This is a genomic window from Bacillus sp. FSL R5-0603, from assembly GCF_038050295.1.
GTDB classification, from domain to species: Bacteria; Bacillota; Bacilli; order Bacillales; family Bacillaceae; genus Bacillus; species Bacillus subtilis.
This window is the reverse complement of sequence record NZ_JBBOYP010000001.1, coordinates 3,690,569-3,708,455: the sequence shown is the minus strand read 5'-3', so window position 1 is coordinate 3,708,455 and position 17,887 is coordinate 3,690,569. Positions and strand designations below refer to the sequence as shown.

General features: G+C 46.1%; 17 protein-coding genes, 1 pseudogene and 3 other annotated features. Of the genes and pseudogenes, 11 read left to right on the top strand and 7 right to left on the bottom strand.

Annotation, left to right across the window (positions count from 1 at the left end):
• The first annotated feature begins 21 nt into the window (after positions 1 to 21).
• The 4 genes from NYE56_RS19100 to NYE56_RS19080 all read left to right on the top strand — a co-directional run bounded on the left by NYE56_RS19100 (position 22) and on the right by NYE56_RS19080 (position 5,187).
• A complete protein-coding gene (locus tag NYE56_RS19100) occupies positions 22 to 492 on the top strand; it encodes an Rrf2 family transcriptional regulator (protein WP_015714902.1) in 471 nt (156 codons plus the stop codon).
• The gene (locus tag NYE56_RS19095; RefSeq protein ID WP_341284250.1) at positions 492 to 1,901 is read left to right on the top strand and encodes an MFS transporter; all 1,410 of its coding nucleotides are present in this window, start codon (positions 492 to 494) and stop codon (positions 1,899 to 1,901) included. Before NYE56_RS19100 ends, NYE56_RS19095 begins: the two co-directional genes overlap by 1 nt.
• 46 nt (positions 1,902 to 1,947) lie before the next feature.
• Positions 1,948 to 2,170 (top strand) — a binding site (T-box leader).
• Between the two features lie 33 nt (positions 2,171 to 2,203).
• Positions 2,204 to 2,425: a binding site (T-box leader), on the top strand.
• Between the two features lie 31 nt (positions 2,426 to 2,456).
• Positions 2,457 to 2,678: a binding site (T-box leader), on the top strand.
• A 53-nt stretch (positions 2,679 to 2,731) separates the two neighbouring features.
• A complete protein-coding gene (thrS, locus tag NYE56_RS19085; protein ID WP_341284249.1) occupies positions 2,732 to 4,648 on the top strand; it encodes a threonine--tRNA ligase in 1,917 nt (638 codons plus the stop codon).
• 119 nt (positions 4,649 to 4,767) lie between these two features.
• On the top strand, positions 4,768 to 5,187 hold the full coding sequence (locus NYE56_RS19080) for a MarR family transcriptional regulator (RefSeq protein WP_003227535.1): 420 nt from the start codon (positions 4,768 to 4,770) through the stop codon (positions 5,185 to 5,187).
• A gap of 42 nt (positions 5,188 to 5,229) precedes the next feature.
• Here the strand turns inward: NYE56_RS19080 and NYE56_RS19075 are convergent, their stop codons facing one another.
• Positions 5,230 to 5,418 (bottom strand): 2-hydroxymuconate tautomerase, encoded by a 189-nt coding sequence (locus NYE56_RS19075; protein WP_003222038.1) that lies wholly within the window; start codon positions 5,416 to 5,418, stop codon positions 5,230 to 5,232.
• A 108-nt stretch (positions 5,419 to 5,526) separates the two neighbouring features.
• Here NYE56_RS19075 and NYE56_RS19070 point away from each other — a divergent pair, with 108 nt between their 5' ends.
• Together NYE56_RS19070 and NYE56_RS19065 are read left to right on the top strand one after the other, a co-directional pair.
• Positions 5,527 to 6,186 (top strand): site-2 protease family protein, encoded by a 660-nt coding sequence (locus tag NYE56_RS19070; protein WP_047183353.1) that lies wholly within the window; start codon positions 5,527 to 5,529, stop codon positions 6,184 to 6,186.
• A gap of 13 nt (positions 6,187 to 6,199) precedes the next feature.
• A complete protein-coding gene (locus NYE56_RS19065; protein ID WP_268555970.1) occupies positions 6,200 to 6,718 on the top strand; it encodes a YwhD family protein in 519 nt (172 codons plus the stop codon).
• Between the two features lie 292 nt (positions 6,719 to 7,010).
• Here NYE56_RS19065 and NYE56_RS19060 read toward each other — a convergent pair whose 3' ends face one another.
• Positions 7,011 to 9,086 (bottom strand): transglycosylase domain-containing protein, encoded by a 2,076-nt coding sequence (locus tag NYE56_RS19060; protein ID WP_341284248.1) that lies wholly within the window; start codon positions 9,084 to 9,086, stop codon positions 7,011 to 7,013.
• A gap of 201 nt (positions 9,087 to 9,287) precedes the next feature.
• Here NYE56_RS19060 and speE point away from each other — a divergent pair, with 201 nt between their 5' ends.
• Both speE and speB read left to right on the top strand, forming a co-directional pair.
• Complete coding sequence (speE, locus tag NYE56_RS19055; RefSeq protein WP_003227543.1) at positions 9,288 to 10,118, top strand: spermidine synthase; 831 nt, start codon at positions 9,288 to 9,290, stop codon at positions 10,116 to 10,118.
• 60 nt (positions 10,119 to 10,178) lie between these two features.
• On the top strand, positions 10,179 to 11,051 hold the full coding sequence (gene speB, locus NYE56_RS19050) for an agmatinase (RefSeq protein WP_341284247.1): 873 nt from the start codon (positions 10,179 to 10,181) through the stop codon (positions 11,049 to 11,051).
• Positions 11,052 to 11,082: 31 nt separating this feature from the next.
• Here the strand turns inward: speB and NYE56_RS19045 are convergent, their stop codons facing one another.
• From NYE56_RS19045 to rapF, 3 genes are all read right to left on the bottom strand, one after another.
• Positions 11,083 to 11,553 (bottom strand): YbaK/EbsC family protein, encoded by a 471-nt coding sequence (locus NYE56_RS19045; protein WP_341284246.1) that lies wholly within the window; start codon positions 11,551 to 11,553, stop codon positions 11,083 to 11,085.
• A 97-nt stretch (positions 11,554 to 11,650) separates the two neighbouring features.
• Positions 11,651 to 11,770, bottom strand: coding sequence for a phosphatase RapF inhibitor PhrF (gene phrF, locus NYE56_RS19040; RefSeq protein WP_009968329.1), 120 nt, complete (start codon positions 11,768 to 11,770; stop codon positions 11,651 to 11,653).
• Positions 11,754 to 12,899, bottom strand: coding sequence for a response regulator aspartate phosphatase RapF (rapF, locus tag NYE56_RS19035; RefSeq protein WP_038829812.1), 1,146 nt, complete (start codon positions 12,897 to 12,899; stop codon positions 11,754 to 11,756). Before rapF ends, phrF begins: the two co-directional genes overlap by 17 nt.
• 2 nt (positions 12,900 to 12,901) lie before the next feature.
• Between rapF and NYE56_RS19030 the strand changes: the two are divergent.
• The 3 genes and pseudogenes from NYE56_RS19030 to NYE56_RS19020 all read left to right on the top strand — a co-directional run bounded on the left by NYE56_RS19030 (position 12,902) and on the right by NYE56_RS19020 (position 15,899).
• Positions 12,902 to 13,132 (top strand): annotated as a pseudogene (locus NYE56_RS19030) (hypothetical protein).
• The gene (locus tag NYE56_RS19025; RefSeq protein ID WP_015250986.1) at positions 13,129 to 14,484 is read left to right on the top strand and encodes a YncE family protein; all 1,356 of its coding nucleotides are present in this window, start codon (positions 13,129 to 13,131) and stop codon (positions 14,482 to 14,484) included. The pseudogene NYE56_RS19030 and the gene NYE56_RS19025 overlap by 4 nt, the downstream one beginning before the upstream one ends.
• A 38-nt stretch (positions 14,485 to 14,522) precedes the next feature.
• Positions 14,523 to 15,899 carry a YncE family protein gene (locus NYE56_RS19020; RefSeq protein WP_014481223.1) on the top strand — a complete coding sequence of 459 codons (1,377 nt, stop codon included), beginning with the start codon at positions 14,523 to 14,525 and terminating at the stop codon, positions 15,897 to 15,899.
• Positions 15,900 to 15,904: 5 nt separating this feature from the next.
• Here the strand turns inward: NYE56_RS19020 and albG are convergent, their stop codons facing one another.
• Positions 15,905 to 16,606, bottom strand: a complete 702-nt coding sequence (albG, locus tag NYE56_RS19015; RefSeq protein ID WP_341284245.1) for an antilisterial bacteriocin subtilosin biosynthesis protein AlbG — start codon at positions 16,604 to 16,606, stop codon at positions 15,905 to 15,907.
• Positions 16,603 to 17,883, bottom strand: a complete 1,281-nt coding sequence (locus tag NYE56_RS19010; RefSeq protein WP_341284244.1) for a M16 family metallopeptidase — start codon at positions 17,881 to 17,883, stop codon at positions 16,603 to 16,605. Before NYE56_RS19010 ends, albG begins: the two co-directional genes overlap by 4 nt.
• Positions 17,884 to 17,887 lie beyond the last annotated feature (4 nt).

The window sequence follows — 17,887 nt, the reverse complement described above, 5'->3', positions numbered from 1 at the left end:
AATGAATCAGGAGTGAATAGGATGAAAATGAAATCAGGAATGGAGCAGGCGGTTTCTGTGCTGCTGTTACTGTCACGGCTGCCGGTACAGGCTTCTTTGACGTCAGAGGCTATAAGCCAGCGATTGCGTGTGTCTCCGTCTTACTTGAAGAAGCTGATGAGAACATTAGTTCAAGCCGGTTTGGCAGAATCCTTACCAGGGACGAAGGGCGGTTTTACCCTGACGAAGCCTTTGGCTGACATTACGCTTTATGATGTTTATCAAGCGGTCGAAGGCAGAGGTTCGATGTATCAGGGGAAAGGCCTGCTGCAATCTGTATTCGAGGGTGAAAGTCAATGTGTGCTGGAGACAGTCATGGCGGAAATCGAGGATAAATGGGCTAATCTCATGAGAGAAGAGTCCTTGCAGCATGTCATGGACAGGGTCGGGGAATTGTATGATCTTGAAAAAATAGATGATTGGGTAATCAAGCAAGTGAAAGGGCAATTGTAATGAAAATTAGCGGGTCTATACAAGAATCAACATCATCAACAGGCATATCCGTGCTGATCGTGCTCGCACTTGGTTTCCTCATGGCAACTCTTGATGTGACCGTTGTGAATGTGGCGATGGCTGATATGAAAAGCACTCTTTCAATGTCACTTTCAGGTGTAACGTGGGTTGTGGACGGGTACATTCTTACTTTTGCGTCGCTTCTGCTGGCGGGCGGAGCCTTGGCTGACCGTTTCGGCTCGAAGACGATCTATATCTTGGGTCTAGCCGTTTTTGTTCTGGCCTCCTGTCTATGCGCTGCATCTATAAATGGTCAGATGCTGATTGCCGGACGTCTCATACAGGGAATTGGGGCAGCATTGTTTATGCCAAGCTCACTCAGCCTTTTGGCTGCCTCTTACCCTGATGAGCGGGTGCGGGCGAGAATGTTTGGGCTGTGGGCCGCGCTTGTTTCCGCCGCTTCAGGCCTCGGGCCCTTTATCGGGGGAGTGCTGGTACAGTTGGCGGGCTGGCAGAGTATTTTTCTGATCAATGTGCCAATAGGGGCTGCTGCGCTCATTTCTGCTTACCGAATCCTCAGCCGCGTTCCGGGAAAAAGCAGCCGCGTGAACATCATCGGGCATCTGCTTGGCATGATGGCTCTCGGGTTTCTTTCCTATGCTTTGATACAGGGGCCTTCAGCGGGCTGGCGCTCGCCAGTGATTCTTGTAGCATTTACTGCAGCGATTTTGGCATTTGTGCTGTTTTTGCTGCGGGAAATTTCTGCAAAAGCACCCATCCTGCCGGCGTCCTTATACAAAAACGGCCGCTTCTCAGCTGCCCAATTTATCGGGTTTTTGCTGAATTTCGCCCTTTTTGGCGGCATGTTTATGCTCAGCCTTTTTTTGCAGGAAGCAGGAGGTGCAAGTTCCTTTATGGCTGGAGTTGAGCTGCTGCCGATGATGGCGGTCTTCGTGATCGGCAATCTGCTGTTTGCCCGTCTGGCGAATCGGTTTGAAGCCGGGCAGCTTATGTTTGTATCAATGGCGGTCAGCTGTATCATTGCATTGCTGTTGTTTGTGCTGATTTCTCCGGATTTTCCTTATTGGCAGCTGGCGGTGTTGATGTCTGTTATGAACCTCTGTACCGGTATTACAGTTCCTGCCATGACAACTGTGATCATGCAGGCTGCCGGGCAAAGACATGCGAATATCGCCGGTGCGGCGTTAAATGCAAATCGGCAAATCGGAGCCTTGGTCGGCGTAGCGATAACCGGGGTGATCATTCATCTGTCCGCCACTTGGTATGCCGGTGCCGGGTTTACGTTTTTGATGATGGGAGCGGCATACAGCCTCGCTGCATTGCTTGTATGGCTGTTTCTGGCTGCCCATAACGGGACTGCCGCGTCAGAAAAAAATGTAAATCACTGATTGCGCTTTGTGGGAATATATAGTAAGATATAAAAAATTATTGAAACAACAGGCGCTGATAAGGACACGAGATGCTTTTTACGGTTTCCAGAGAGGGAAGGACAGCTGAGATCTTCCTAACGCAGGGAAAGCAGCTTACCGCCTTTGAGCCGTATCGGGGAAATCAAGTATCCGATACCGTCATGCTGCGTTACAGCACCGAGCCGGCAACATAGCGTTTGTCGGGAATTTGGGTGGAACCACGGATGATCAACACATTCGTCCCTTTTAGAGGGATGGGTGTGTTTTTTTATATGAACTACATAAATGCGTTGAAAAGGACACGAATGATAGTTACGGTTTTCAGAGAGGGAAGGAAAGGTGAGAGCTTCCCAGCTTAGGAGTATCATTTACCGCCTTGGAGCAGCATTGGGGAACTGAAGTATCCAATGCCGTCTATGCTGCGTTACAGCACCGAGCCGACAACATCGCGTTTGTCGGGAACTTGGGTGGAACCACGGGTTAATCACACACTCGTCCCTATCTGCGGGACGGGTGTGTTTTTTTATGAATAGAATATATGCGATGAAAAGGACATGAATGATAGTTACGGTTTTCAGAGAGGGAAGGAAAGGTGAGAGCTTCCCAGCTTAGGAATATCATTTACCGCCTTGGAGCAGCATTGGGGAACTGAAGTAACCAATGCCGTCTATGCTGCGTTACAGCACCGAGCCGACAATATCGTATTTGTCGGGAACTTGGGTGGAACCACGGGTTAATCACACACTCGTCCCTATCTGCGGGACGGGTGTGTTTTTTTATATACAACAATGAATAAGGAGTGTTTTAAAATGAGTAAACATGTACACATTCAGCTTCCGGACGGACAGATCAAGGAATATCCGAAAGGCATCACAATCAAAGAAGCGGCTGGTTCTATCAGTTCCAGTCTGCAAAAGAGGGCGGCTGCAGGTCAGGTCAACGGCAAGCTTGTTGATCTCAGTTTCAAGCTGGAGGAGGATGCTGAGCTTTCGATTGTCACACTCGATTCACAAGAAGGCTTGCAGGTGCTTCGCCACACAACAGCGCACGTGCTGGCCCAAGCAGTAAAACGGCTGTACGGCGAAGTGTCATTGGGGGTAGGGCCTGTGATTCTAGACGGCTTCTACTATGACATGAAGCTGGGGAAAAGCTTGGCATCAGGAGACTTAGAGGCCATCGAAAAAGAAATGAAAAACATAATAAATGAGAACCTTGAAATCAAACGTATAGAGGTTTCTTACGAAGAAGCTGAAGAGCTGTTTGCACAAAAAGACGAGCGGCTCAAGCTTGAGATTTTAAAGGATATTCCGCGCGGGGAGGATATCACACTGTACCAGCAAGGGGAATTCGTTGACCTGTGCCGCGGGCCGCATCTTCCTTCTACAGGGATGATCAAGGCGTTCAAACTGACAAGAGTATCAGGCGCTTATTGGCGCGGAGACAGCAAAAATGAAGTCCTGCAGCGGGTGTACGGGGTTGCGTTTCAAAAGAAAAAAGATTTGGATGCGCACCTGCATATGCTGGAAGAAGCGGCAAAACGAGACCATCGCAAGCTCGGCAAACAGTTAGGGCTGTTTATGTTTTCTGAAGAAGCGCCGGGGATGCCGTTTTATTTGCCGAAAGGGCAGATTGTCCGCAATGAGCTGGAGCGCTTCTCGCGTGAGCTGCAAACAAATGCCGGCTACGATGAGGTGCGTACGCCGTTTATGATGAATCAGCGGTTATGGGAGCAGTCAGGCCATTGGGACCATTATCGCGACAATATGTACTTTTCAGAAGTGGATGATACAAGATTCGCAATGAAGCCGATGAATTGCCCCGGCCACATGCTCATCTTTAAAAACAGCCTGTATTCTTATCGGGATCTGCCGATTCGCATGGCGGAATTCGGACAGGTGCACCGCCATGAATACAGCGGCGCTTTAAACGGAATGCTTCGCGTTCGGACGTTCTGTCAGGATGACGCCCATATTTTCGTTCGGGAGGATCAGATTGAGAGTGAGATCAAAGAAGCGATTCGGTTGATTGATGAGGTATATCGGACATTTGGTTTCGAGTATTCAGTTGAGCTTTCGACTCGCCCGGAGGATTCATTAGGCGATGACAGCCTTTGGGAAGCGTCGGAATGTGCCTTAGCACGCGTCCTTGAGGAGCTTGGCCTCTCTTATGAGATCAATGAAGGTGATGGGGCGTTTTACGGGCCGAAAATTGATTTCCACATAAAAGATGCCCTGAAACGGAGCCACCAATGCGCGACAATTCAGCTTGATTTTCAAATGCCGGAAAAATTTGATTTAACATATATCAACGAACTCAATGAGAAGGTTCGTCCCGTTGTCATCCACAGAGCGGTTTTCGGCTCAATCGACCGTTTCTTCGGCATTTTGATCGAGCATTACGGCGGGGCTTTTCCAGTCTGGCTCGCACCGATCCAGGTTCAAATCATACCGGTTTCGCACGTTCACTTAGACTATTGCAGAAAAGTGCAGGCGGAGCTGAAGCAGGTGGGGATAAGAGCCGGCATTGATGAGCGCAATGAGAAGCTGGGCTATAAAATCAGAGAATCGCAGGTGCAAAAAATTCCGTACGTGCTGGTGCTTGGAGATCATGAGGAGCAGGAGAATGCGGTAAACGTCCGCCGATTCGGACATCAGCAGAATGAACACGTTTCTTTTCAGACATTCAAAGATAAGCTTGTGAAACAGGTGGAAAATCGAGGCATGTAGGATAAAAGCTGTGAATTCACATTTTGCTTTTTTGACTTTCCCTATTCGGAATCAGTAAAATAATAAGTAAATCATATCGTTCGTATGTTATGAATGCATCTCGAAATGGGGAAATTGACATGGACCATGACAAACTGGAAGCAAATTTGCTGGATCACGCACTTACAAAATATTTGAAAAGCACGAAGCAATTAGATGAAGCCACCGTTCCGAAACACGTGAATAATGTAAGAGGGTTTATTCTGCGGATCATATACAGACATGGGAGCTGCACCATAAAGGATATTTTGAAGGAGGTCACACTGTCTCCCTCAGCCACGACCACAGCTCTGAATCATTTAGAGCAGGAAGGGTTTATTGAGAGATCCAGAAATAATAATGACCGCCGCACTGTATGGATTACGCTTTCTGAATCGGGCCGGGGAGCGGCTGAACAAATGATCGAAAACCGCCAGCAGCTGATTGACGGCATGTTTGAACGTTTAACAGCCGAAGAGAAAGAGACGTTCTTGGCGATTATTGCGAAGCTGGCTCAATAGGGATAATAAAAGCCGGTGCGCGAAGCGCCGGCTTTATAGGGATTATTCCATATCGCTCAGGCGTTTGCCTGCGACGGCATAATGGTCTTTTCTCATTTCTTCTATAAAGACAACAATTTTTTCTTCAGAAGCACCGGTTGTTTCCTTTACGGCTTCTGTTACTTTCTCGACAAGATTGCGTTTTTGCTCGTCTGTACGGCCTTCGAGCATTTTGACAGTTACGTATGGCATGGGTGCTGAATCCTCCTTTATCTCGTTTCCTCTCTTTAGAAAAAGAGGCTTCTTATAGTATACTGAATAAAGTAAATTCTTGCATTTTGAGAAAGAGGGATATCTCACTTGGACCGTTTTTTATATTATCCGTTATCTTTAATGCCATACCTCGTCATCACGCTAATTGTGTCGTTTACGATGCACGAGCTTGCCCACGCTTATGTCGCATACAAATTCGGTGACGATACGGCGAAAAAACAAGGAAGACTGACGCTGAATCCCATTAAACACCTTGATCCGTTCGGAACCATTTTGATTTTGGTGGCCGGCTTCGGGTGGGCGCGCCCCATTCCCGTGAATCGCCGCTTCTTTAAGAAACCCCGGCTTGCCGGTGTGCTCGTATCTATAGCCGGGCCCGTCAGTAACCTGATTCTTGCGTTTATTGGTTTCTTTTTGTTAGTGTTGATGCATGCGTACGGAATGGAAATGCTTGCGGCGTTCAGCACGGGGCTGGATCAGTTTTTTTCTATTTGGATACAGCTGAATCTTGTCTTGTTTTTATTTAATCTGCTGCCGCTTCCTCCGCTCGATGGCTATCGAATTATAGAAGATCTCGTTCCGTCAGGCGTGCGTGCCAAAATGACGCAGGCGGAGAGCTACGGCTTTATCGTATTTTTGGTGCTGTTTGTGACACCGCTAGGATCTTACGTGCTGTGGCCGATGCTCAATGCAGGAAGAGATTCGATTTTAAAGCTGTTTTCAGCGATATTTCAACCGCTTTTGTAGGAGGTAGAACTTCATGGAAGAAAAAAAGAAAAAATCAATCGGGTTTAATATTATCAAAAGTGATCCGACAGACGGACACGGCGGTTTTGGCGTAGGGGCACTCAGCCTTGATAACATTTCTCCCGTATTCGTTGATGTAGAGGAAAAAGAAGCGTTCGTAGACATCGGCGCCATGCATGCCCGCAGCACCGTCGAAAAAGGAATTAAATTTCTCCCGAATAAAGAAGAAGTTCCGAACGGAAAACCATACTGGCTTGTGTGGGTAACGATTGACAGAAAAGAAGAGGGGCCTTATTACGCTGGTGTGACAGCCTGTGAAATGACGGTCGACAGAAGCATCAGAAGAGGCTACAAGTCGCTGCCTGAGCATGTGAATTTGATGGATAAATCCATGAAACGGAAAATCATCGTTGATAAAATGGACGACAGCTCGAAGCGTGTACTAGGCGAATTTCTGAAAAAGCATGATCAGGGCCTATGGGACCGTTCCTCAGATGAGTTAAAAACGAGCCTGCTTCCGGAAGGCAATTAATTTGTGAATTTTCTGTGAACTTTTAAAGTATTTGAGATATTTTTCGTAAACATTGAGTAAACTGGTGATACAGAAATAGGACATGGAAAATCCCGAGCCGAAACAAGACTCGGGGTTTTTCATTTTTAGGGGGATATGAGTCGGCGACTGGAAGATGAAAGCCGGCGTCGAAGAAATGAGAAATTCACCACTTTATCCCAAAACTGATTGTTCAGCTCGATTGTCTAACATTCTTCCATCGATTATGAAGGAACCATACGAATAACCCGGCCTCCGAGGAGCCGGGTTATTTTCAATGATGTCGCCCCAGCCATTTGTCCCACCACTTTTTCTCGGAAGCGGGCTTTTCTTTGGATGGAAGCCGGTCTTTTGTTTGTTTTGCGGGTTCTGCCCCGTAGCACACGTTTGCTGGTTCTGTGCCTTTCACAAAATATGTGTAATGCTTAGTGGCGCAGCCGGGACCTGATGAGTAGCCTGTTTCCGGATCAATGTACACACCGGTTACGCCTTTTGGCGGCTTGAACGCGGTTTCTGGTTCGCCTTTGAGCGCGTCCTCCATGAAGTCCGCCCAAATGGTTTTAGCATAGCTTTTTTCTTCGACCGAGTCGATGGTGCTGTTTTTGTCATAGCCGGTCCAAACACCTGCGGCCAGCTTCGGATTGAAGCCGATCATCCAGCTGTCTGCGCTTGTGGTTCCTGATTTTCCGGCATACGTTCTTGTCAGGCGGTTGGCTATCGTTCGCCCCGTAACCGACGTATATCCATTTAAATCGGTATCAAACATGCCTGTCATCATACTCGCTGTGACAAAAGCGGCTTTTTCATCAAGCACCTGTTTATGCTGATTCGGGTTTTCGTACAGCACGTGGCCGGCTGCGTCCGTTACCCTTGAAATAAAAGTCGGTTCGATTTTCTTTCCGCCATTTGCGAGCATGGCATAGGCGTTGACCATCTCAATCGGGCGTACGGGTTCGGTGCCGAGTGCCAGGGACGGCAGTGCTTGAAGATGGGCGGTAATGCCAAATTCCTTTGCCGTCTTTACAAGTTTGTTCGTGCCGAGAAAAAGATGCGTTTTCACAGCGTAAATGTTGTCGGAAAGCGCCAGCGCCTGCAGAAGCGTAATCGGCTTGTTGGCGTAGTATCCGTTATAATTGCTTGGAGAATAGGTTTCTCCCTTTGCATCAATTTGAAACTCGGTTTCTTCGCTTTTCATCAAAGTGACTGGCGTAAATCCGCTCTGAATCGCTTTATAGTACAGCAACGGCTTAATCGTCGAAGCAGGCTGGCGCTTCGCCTGTGTCGTCCGGTCAAACGGGCTTTTTTGATAATCCCTGCCGCCGACAAGGGCGAGAACGTTTCCGGTGCGGGGATCAATGGCTGAAAACCCGACTTGAATGTCAGATCCCGCGTTAACCGTCTCGGTAATGGTCTCCTCGGCGATGCGCTGCATCCGTTTATCCACCGTTGTATAGACGTTTAACCCGCTCGTTTCAATTTGCTCCCGTGTCATGCCGAGCTTTTTCTCCAGTTCTCTCATCGCATTGTCATAGAAATAAGGAGCTTTTCTCTTGGAAACTTGCTTATTCAAAGGCTGATAGGAAAGAGGTTCCTTGATCAGTTCATCCGCTTTCTTCTGGCTGATCATCTCCTGCTTTTCCATCATCCGCACAATCGTTTTCTGGCGTTCCTTGGCCTTCGTCTCATTGACATACGGTGAATAGCCGGAAGGGCCTTTCGGGATACCTGCCAAAAGCGCCGCCTCCGCATCCGTCAGGTTTTTGGCATGCTTGCCGAAATACAGGCGGGAAGCTGCTTCAATGCCGTAGGCGCCGTGTCCGTAGTAAATCGTATTTAAATAGCCTTCTAATATCTCGTCCTTAGAATAGTTTTGTTCCAGACGGATCGTGTAGAACGCCTCATTCCATTTCCGTTTCCACGTTTTGTCGTGTTCAAGGTATAAGTTTCTCGCATATTGCTGGGTGATGGTGCTTGCACCCTGAACCTTGGCAAATGCTTTGAGGTCAGCAAGCGCCGCGCCGGCCATGCGTTTATAATCAAAGCCGTGATGATCGTAGAAATTCTGGTCTTCAATCGCCACTGTCGCTTTTACGATCGTCGGATTCATGTCCTTTAAGGGGACCCAATAGCGCTTTTCGCCGTAGTTCGTTTCCCCGAGCTTTGAGCCGTCACTCGCATACAAAATCGTGGATTGCGGCACTTGCACCGAGGGAGCGCCCTGGTATTTGGCTATCAAAATGACAGTCATAAACACGGCAGCTGCCGCCAAGGCCGCAAAAGCCCCTAAAAAGATAAAGGCGCGAACGGTTTTCAGCGTCAGTCTCAGCCGTTTATTTGTCATTGCATCCACAACGGGTTCCCCCTTTTTTTATGTTTCTACTATTATGAGAAAAAAAGATCGTTTTTAAACATCGCAGAACAGGACGCATCTTTACTTTTTCCCCGCCATCCTCTATACTTTTTCCTTAGGTGAAAATGAGATTTCAACCGAGAATAAAAGCTGATAAGACGCTTACAATAAATGAATACAGCCTCGAAAGGGAGATGACAATTGAGCGAACTTTGGTACACAGAGAAGCAGACGAAAAACTTTGGCATTACGATGAAGGTTAACAAGACGTTACATACAGAACAAACGGAGTTTCAGCATTTAGAAATGGTGGAAACAGAAGAGTTCGGCAACATGCTTTTTTTGGACGGCATGGTGATGACATCTGAAAAAGACGAATTCGTTTATCACGAAATGGTGGCGCATGTCCCATTATTCACGCACCCAAATCCGGAGCACGTTCTCGTAGTCGGCGGCGGTGACGGCGGCGTTATCAGAGAAATCCTGAAGCACCCAAGCGTGAAAAAAGCGACACTTGTAGATATTGACGGCAAGGTGATCGAATACTCTAAAAAGTTCCTTCCTTCTATCGCAGGCAAACTGGATGATCCGCGCGTTGACGTGCAGGTAGATGACGGATTTATGCACATTGCAAAATCTGAAAATCAATATGACGTCATCATGGTAGATTCGACTGAACCAGTCGGACCGGCTGTAAACCTGTTTACAAAAGGATTCTACGCAGGAATCGCTAAAGCGCTGAAAGAAGACGGCATTTTTGTCGCACAGACGGACAACCCATGGTTTACACCGGAATTAATCACAAATGTACAGCGCGACGTGAAGGAAATCTTCCCGATTACGAAGCTGTATACGGCGAACATTCCGACATATCCAAGCGGTTTGTGGACATTTACAATTGGCTCGAAAAAATATGATCCGCTTGCAGTGGAAGACAGCCGTTTCTTCGATATTGAGACGAAATATTACACAAAAGATATTCATAAAGCGGCGTTTGTTCTGCCGAAATTTGTGAGTGACCTGATTAAATAATGAAGGTATGGCGCAGGAGCGAATCTTGCGCTTTTTTACAGGAAAGCGAGGGTATTATAGATGAGATTTGATGAAGCTTATTCAGGAAAAGTATTTATCGCGAGCCGTCCCGAGTGGGAAGAGGCGGACGCCATTCTTTACGGCATGCCGATGGACTGGACAGTCAGCTATCGCCCGGGCTCACGCTTTGGTCCAAGCAGAATCCGTGAGGTGTCAATCGGCCTTGAGGAATACAGCCCATATTTAGACCGCGATCTGGCTGACTTGAACTTCTTTGACGCCGGCGACATTCCGCTGCCGTTCGGAAATCCGCAGCGAAGCCTGGATATGATTGAAGAGTACGTGGACAGCATTTTAGAAAAAGGGAAGTTCCCAATGGGTATGGGCGGGGAGCACCTCGTGTCATGGCCTGTCATTAAAGCGATGTACAAGAAATACCCAGACCTTGCGATTATCCATTTTGACGCACATACAGATCTTCGTGTTGATTATGAGGGAGAACCGCTTTCTCACTCCACGCCGATCCGTAAGGCGGCAGAATTGATCGGACCGCACAATGTGTATTCATTCGGAATCCGTTCCGGCATGAAAGAAGAGTTTGAATGGGCGAAGGAAAACGGCATGCACATCTCAAAATTTGAAGTGCTTGAACCGCTGAAAGAGGTGCTTCCGAAGCTGGCGGGCCGTCCGGTTTATGTCACAATTGACATTGACGTATTAGACCCTGCACACGCACCGGGTACAGGAACGGTTGACGCCGGCGGCATCACGTCTAAAGAACTGCTTGCATCCGTCCATGCAATTGCGCGTTCAGAGGTAAACGTAAAGGGCGCTGATTTAGTGGAAGTCGCACCTGTGTATGACCACTCAGAGCAAACGGCAAACACAGCCAGCAAAATCATCCGTGAAATGCTGCTTGGGTTTGTGAAATAAGTAAACATCCAGACGATGTCTGGATGTTTTTTTATTCCCAGTCTTTGCAAACATCAATCCACACTTTCGAGAAAGAAAATTCAGACAATTCTTCCGGTGTTAATTCAATAGCGGAGTTTCTGCTGCCGCATGCGGGGAAAACAGTCTCAAACCGTTTCAGCGATACATCAAGATAAACCTCAGGATCATGAGCCAATCCAAATGGGCAAACTCCTCCAATTTCATGGCCTGTCTGCTCCAGTACCTCATTAGGAGAGAGCATTCTTGCTTTAAAGCCAAATGTTTGCCTGGACTTTTTGTTGTCGATCTTGGCATCGCCGGCTGCCACAATCAGAATCGCCTGATCTCCCCCTCTGAAGGACAGGGACTTGGCGATTCTAGCCGGGCTTACGCCGATTGTCTCAGCTGCCTGTTCAACTGTCGCACTCGACGTTTTGAACTCCGTCACATCATTTTCTCCATTCCACTGTGTAAAGTGGGTTTTCACACTTTCCAGAGACATGCTGCATTTCCACTCTCTTCAAGATTATTGAAAAAATCATAGCATGGATTGGGAGACTGGGTAAGAGGGGACAAAAAAACCGCCGATGGACGGCGGTTTAGATCATTCCTCGTTGTGCAACTTCAATTTGGTGTGTAGGTGCATTTGCAATAGTTGTTGCCACGAACACAGTGCTTAGAGCCAGACAAGAGAGTAATAGTTTAGACTTCAATTTCATACAAACTCACTCCTCCTTGAATAAGTTGCCTTACTTGTTCCACCTTCAAAAAATAAGCAGAAGCTTTTTGAAAATTTTTACGTTCATGATAATATTTTGCCACATCAATAGCGAAATCTTCAAGATCAGCATACAACATTTTACTTTCGAGAAAATTAAAAAATCCTTGAATTGCTTCTTCATCAGGGCCTGATAAGTATAAAGATTTCAAAAATTCAAACTCTGATAAATATATTACATCTCCGGCCTTTTGTGAATAAGCCATTCCCTTACTATGATATTCATGAGCTTTATCCATTTTTCCTAATTTATAATGGATCTGTGTAATTAAAAAATACGCTTGAGGTAAGGAAGGAAGAATATTTGATTCTTCAAAAACAGCTATTGCTCTTTTGAAATAAGGTATGGCATCCTCATATTGGCTTTGGCTGTTTTTACAAAGCCCGATATTGTACAAAGTTCTCCCCATTAATTGGGGCTGCTTTTCAGCTTCTGCCATAGAATAAGCTTTTTGAAAATGTGAGATGGCATCCTCATACTGTTTTAAATCTAAAAAATTGGTGGCAAATAAAGAATGACACTGCAGCAATCTTATATTATAAGCTTCATGTTCTTTGTATATTTCATATGCTTGCCGTGCATAGTCCATTGAAAAATACGTTTGTTTCATATAGTAATAAGATTCAGACATCTTAAAGAAAAACTCAGCTTTCTCTATCCGATCCTTAACGAATATCAGCTTGCTTTCGGCCTTTTTGAAAAATTTAATAGCCGACAGATATTCCCGCTGGTCCAGCTCATACATGCCTCTGAAGAAATTAAAATAGTACTCAAGCAGACCAGTTAAACGAGCCTGTTTTTTATCAATCTCAAGCAGCAGATCAGACAGTCTCGGCTGTTCCTCAATCCTCATTTTTTCTAACGGTTCAAGGTACTCAAGCATTAGGTTGTGCCGAAACTCCATCAGTGAATAGTACAAATGAAGGTCTTGATCTTCTTCCATTTGATCCAGCTCTTGCTTGATTTCTCGTCGCAAATATTCTGCATCGGGTATGCTGAATCGGCGTATGTACATATACCATTCGTTAATCTTTTCTCCGATGGAAGAAGAAGATATGACACCTGTCACGTTTGCAAATCCCTCCCTTCATAATTCTATATATGTCATATTTTATCATCAACATTCTTGTGAGAAGCGCAAAAAAACCGCAATTTTTTCTTTCGTTACACCGCATGTTTGGAGATATATTTTCAAAAAGAAGCGTTTACCCTCAGTAATTTGTACAAGCAAACACGTTACTCTTCCATATTCTGTTATATCTGCGTGAGCAGTGTATGTCTGAAAAGGAAGTGAAGAAATGAGAAAAAATAAGCTTTCCTTTAAAGAAAAAGCAGGAGCAGAACAAGAAGAGTGCTTATGTTTTTGTGAGGGAGAAGCAAGCCGAGAAGCCATGTTTCAAGCGCCGATTGAATTACCTGAAGGATTTGTCGTTGATCCGGCTGAAGCTGTTGCAAACGTGACGTGGAATGCAGACAGCCTTTCTTGTGTCAGTGACCGTTGCTTAATTCAAACGGGGCCAGAGCCTGATGAGGTCGGTGTTCAATTTGCAGTGCGCCTGCAGGGAACCGTTACGCTGCTCGTCAGTGTCTCACCTGTGCGAAATCAATATGGACAAGGGGACGGGGCTGTTTCCGTCATTCACAATGCAGAAATCGATCAAGTCGTCTATTATTCCGATGAACCGGATGATTGCCCGGATATCAGTGACATCACGATTGAGAACCTTGTTGTTGTTCCGCCGTTTTACGGCAGTCCTTTATCGGTGACGGGGACGATTGTGCTTGTACCGGAGCCGGAACCCGTCTACGCGTTTACAGCGAATCCAAATGATCAATCAGTTTCTGTGATTGATACAAACACCCATACTGTTGTGACAACGATTGCTCTTCCGTACAATCCGGCAGGTATTGAAATTACGCCAGATAAAAGCGCTGTGTTTGTCTTACATCCCAACAATAATGTGATTTCTGTCATCGATTATGACACATTAACAGTGACAGCAACTATATTGCTGGATCAGCCGCCTCGATTGATTAGATTTATCCCTAATCATGAGTTTGCTTATGTTTTCACCGGTACTGCCATTTATGTGATTGGAATTGATACGTTGACTGTTGAGAGGTCTATTCCTGTAGAAGGTTTTGATATTGCAATTGACCCCAATGGGTTGTTCGCCTATGTTCTTAATTTTGGGTTAGTGCAAAAAGTGGACTTATCTACCGGTGAAGTCTTAGGAACGATTGAACGAGAGCTTATCGTATCATCCATAGAAACAGATTCTACGGAGCGGTATGCGTATGTATTAGAACAAGAATTCTTATTCAATTATTTGACGGTTATTGATTTAAATACGTTTACGATCAGGGATACCCAAGAGCTGGAGCCTGACGGGCTATATGTAATGTTTACGAGTGGATCAGAGGTGTATTTACATGACAGCTTCACTGGCAATTTATATTCTGTCAGTCCGAATGGAGCAGGTGTAATTGGAAATCTTCCGCAATCAGCAACAGACTATGCGTTTACCCCGAATGGCGATTTTCTGTATGCAACTCGTTTTATAGAGCAGAGCATCATTGTTTACAACACAGATGATTATTCTGAGGAAACTGTGATATCTCTTGGGGTTTCACCGGGTGCCATTACGATTTAACCGCTGCATGTTGTGCATTTCTAAAAGGACGTGAAATCATGAAAAAGAATGATCTTTCTGCTTTACAGGAAAATTGTTTCTGTTTTTGTGATGAGGAAATTAGCCGGGAAGCGCCGTTTCAAGTGCCGATAGATATCCCTGAGGGCTTCAAGGTTGATTCGGCAGAAGCGTCAGCGGCTGTTACATGGAGTACAGACAATTTGTCCTGTATCAGTGAGCCTTGCTTAATCCAGACTGGGCCGGAACCAGAAGATATCGGTGTTCGATATGCCGTGAGAGTACAAGGGACCATTACGCTTCTTGTCAGTGTGTCGCCTGTACGAAATCAATATGGACAAGGAGACGGGGCTGTTTCGGTGATTCATACCGAAGAGATTGATCAAGTTGTTTATTATGCAGCACAGTCTGACCGCTGTCCTGATTTTAGTCAAATGACAGTGGAAGATCTTCTCATTGTACCGCCTTTCTACGGCAGTCCGCTTACGGTGGCCGGGACACTTGTTTTACCGCCATCGCCAGACCCTCAATCATATGTGTTTACTGCCAATACTGGAGACAGCACGGTTTCGGTCATTGATGCAGATTTAAACACTGTTGTAAAAACAATCCCGTTTTCTGCTGTGCCAACTAATCTAGGCGTTACTTTCGATAAAGCATTCACGTATATCCTCCATGGAAATACCAACCTTGTCTCAGTGATTGATAATAAAACATTAACTATCATAAATACCATTACTGTTGGAGGAGGGCCGAGAAAAATCGAATTTGATCCAACAGATGAGTTCGCATACGTGATGGCCGCCGGATCTATATATGTGATTAACACGGCCTCTCAATCGGTCATTGATGTCATTCCGATACCCGGCGCTTTAGACTTTGCTCTTGATCCGAATGGACAGTATGTCTATACCGCTAATGGAAGCAGTTGGTCGGTTGATAAATATGATGTAAATACTGGGCAGTTGGTAGAAAGTATCATAGATTCATTTGAATTTCCCAGTTTAATTGCAACTCCTTACGCTGGAAATTTTGCGTACGTGTTGAATGGTGAGTTGTGGCCGAAAGGTGTAACGGAGATTAGTTTGTCTCCATTAAGCAGGGGAGGGGACTTCAGCCGTTTATTTGAAACGCTGATGACGATTGTATTTTCTCTCGATAGTACTAGAGCTTATTTTCTAGAGCCATATAGTGAACCGTTTCTCATTAATAACTTATATGTAGTTAATACGGCCAGACAGAGGATCATTGCAAACGTGTCTCTCCCCGGCGCTTTTGACCTCGCCGTAACGCCGGACAAACAGTATATTTATGCGGCACAGCCCAACGACAATGCTGTGACCGTGTACCGCACAAGTGATTATACAGCCGTGACGGTGATCCCGGTTGGCGCGGGTCCGTCTGCGATTGCGATGTAGCTATTTTATAGATCAAGAGAAGCGGTGCTGCGATAAGAGAATCGTTTATAAATAAATGATCCGATTTGCTGGATGGCACCCAGGATAATCAGAAACAGAAGTTCACTTATAGAGAAACTGAGCATCCACCAAATCCCGGCTGCTGCCAGCGCTCCCGCAAACACTTTTCTGAACAGGCTGCCGTGCCGGAAAAGCTGCCGCAAATACGTTCGCATGCAAAACAATAAATACAGGATCAGTAGCATCGCAAGTCCCATTGAAAGGGCAGGAGGCGTGTGAAGGCGGAAAGGGACGGCTTTAACGATTTCGAACATGCAGCCGAATATGATGACTTGGCACAACACGGCAGCCATCACGTATGTTTGGCGGACGTTTTTATAGCTGTCACGCAGCAATTTGACGTCTTCTGCATATCGGCTGCACAAGTTGTGTTGCTGAAAGTCACAGCAGCTTTGATGAGACTGTGTGAGTTTCTGAAAAGCTGCTGTCATGTTTTTCACGGATTGGGTGACATAGTGAAGATAGAGAAAAGCAGGCAGCATCAGGAGGGCAGCGGTACAAGCCAGCAGTCCGAGCCGCACAGCATCATTGTTGATCATCTGTACATATTGGGCGGCGGCTTCGGCAACGGCCTGAACCCAGCCGAAGGAATAAGCCGCCATACCTATAAGCAGCAATAATAGGGTAAAGACAGTGCTTTTTTTCATTGTCTGATCGCCTCTTTCTGAGAAACGTGAATGATCGCTTTGTTAGAAGATGCCAATGCATCAATGAGAGACAAGAAAACCTGCGTATCCATATCTTGTATGATGTGGTACATGTCAAGAAACGAGCAATCGCACCTGTCACACTCGGCTGCCCACTCGAAGCATTTACGCACATAATCGCTGTCATAAATGATCGCGTCTGTCAAAGAGTCCTTGCCGTATTGAAGCCAGGCGGCAACCTGTTCTTTCTTCTGTGTGACATAGTATGAAGCCACATCGATATAAGCTGAAGAATGGGTCCCTTGACTGTGAAGGATCAAGAAACCGCCATCCTCATATATATAAGTCTCGGCTGACAAGCGATCGATTTCCAGACGGTACGTTTGCTGAATCTCTTGAAAAAACGGTGAATCTAATTGAAATAGAATACGAGCCGCGATATCCCAATAAAGCTTTATCGACAACAGATCGTTTTGCCCGGGAAGTGCGCCGATCTGCAGTCCGGTCCATGTATCTTCCATCCGCTCCTCATCACCCAGTACCATTTTTTGTGAGAGGGCTGGAGGGCATGACGGAATGATTTTTCTTTCAGCATGATAATCCGGGCGCTTTTCCAGCTGGAGGTGAGGAGGCAAAAGCGTTTCTGTATTTTCTGAGCCCCCAATCAAAAACAGTGTCATCCGTTGGGCTTGGTAGGCAGCCTTATAGGCTTTTTGTAAATCACTGATGTCCAGCGCCTCAATATCTTCGATTCTGCCTGCGGGGAAAACGGCAGCTGGTGAGGAGGGCGAAAGCATGCTGATCAGCTGATAATGATATGAGAGCTGATGGTTAAGGTGTGCTGTTTGAATTTCGCTTGTAATCACAGCTTTTTCCTGAGCGACAATCTTCTTGTCAAATGAGTGGTTCCATAAAGCATCAAGCAGGATGGGGATCGTTTGTCTGAGCCGATCCGGTAATGAGGTAAACATGAAATTGGTATCTGTGTAGGTAGTGAATGCGTTTAAAAGCGCGCCATGCGCAAAAAAATCACTGTACAGATTGCGGCCGTTATGCCAGAAGAGAAGATGCTCTAAAAAATGCGCTGTGCCATACGGAAGCAGTGTATCACCGGATTCTGCCCGTATACATACATCCCGGCTTCCAAAATCGATTTTTACATTGCACAGCCGCAGGTGGGCGCGGGGGAATTTCAATCTGAATATTTTTAGTCCGCTGTCTGTGTATCTGATATCGGTTCGTTCATCCAGCTGTTGAAAAAAGGCTTTCTTTTCCATCTCT

Bases quoted from the DNA above. Each gene is read 5' to 3' on its own strand.
- NYE56_RS19080 (WP_003227535.1), top strand. From the start codon at position 4,768: ATGGACCATGACAAACTGGAAGCAAATTTGCTGGATCACGCACTTACA.
- albG (WP_341284245.1), bottom strand. From the start codon at position 16,606: ATGAAAAAAAGCACTGTCTTTACCCTATTATTGCTGCTTATAGGTATG.
- NYE56_RS19075 (WP_003222038.1), bottom strand. From the start codon at position 5,418: ATGCCATACGTAACTGTCAAAATGCTCGAAGGCCGTACAGACGAGCAA.
- thrS (WP_341284249.1), top strand. From the start codon at position 2,732: ATGAGTAAACATGTACACATTCAGCTTCCGGACGGACAGATCAAGGAA.
- NYE56_RS19100 (WP_015714902.1), top strand. From the start codon at position 22: ATGAAAATGAAATCAGGAATGGAGCAGGCGGTTTCTGTGCTGCTGTTA.
- NYE56_RS19025 (WP_015250986.1), top strand. From the start codon at position 13,129: ATGAGAAAAAATAAGCTTTCCTTTAAAGAAAAAGCAGGAGCAGAACAA.
- NYE56_RS19095 (WP_341284250.1), top strand. From the start codon at position 492: ATGAAAATTAGCGGGTCTATACAAGAATCAACATCATCAACAGGCATA.
- NYE56_RS19010 (WP_341284244.1), bottom strand. From the start codon at position 17,883: ATGGAAAAGAAAGCCTTTTTTCAACAGCTGGATGAACGAACCGATATC.
- NYE56_RS19020 (WP_014481223.1), top strand. From the start codon at position 14,523: ATGAAAAAGAATGATCTTTCTGCTTTACAGGAAAATTGTTTCTGTTTT.
- phrF (WP_009968329.1), bottom strand. From the start codon at position 11,770: ATGAAATTGAAGTCTAAACTATTACTCTCTTGTCTGGCTCTAAGCACT.
- NYE56_RS19065 (WP_268555970.1), top strand. From the start codon at position 6,200: ATGGAAGAAAAAAAGAAAAAATCAATCGGGTTTAATATTATCAAAAGT.
- speB (WP_341284247.1), top strand. From the start codon at position 10,179: ATGAGATTTGATGAAGCTTATTCAGGAAAAGTATTTATCGCGAGCCGT.
- NYE56_RS19045 (WP_341284246.1), bottom strand. From the start codon at position 11,553: ATGTCTCTGGAAAGTGTGAAAACCCACTTTACACAGTGGAATGGAGAA.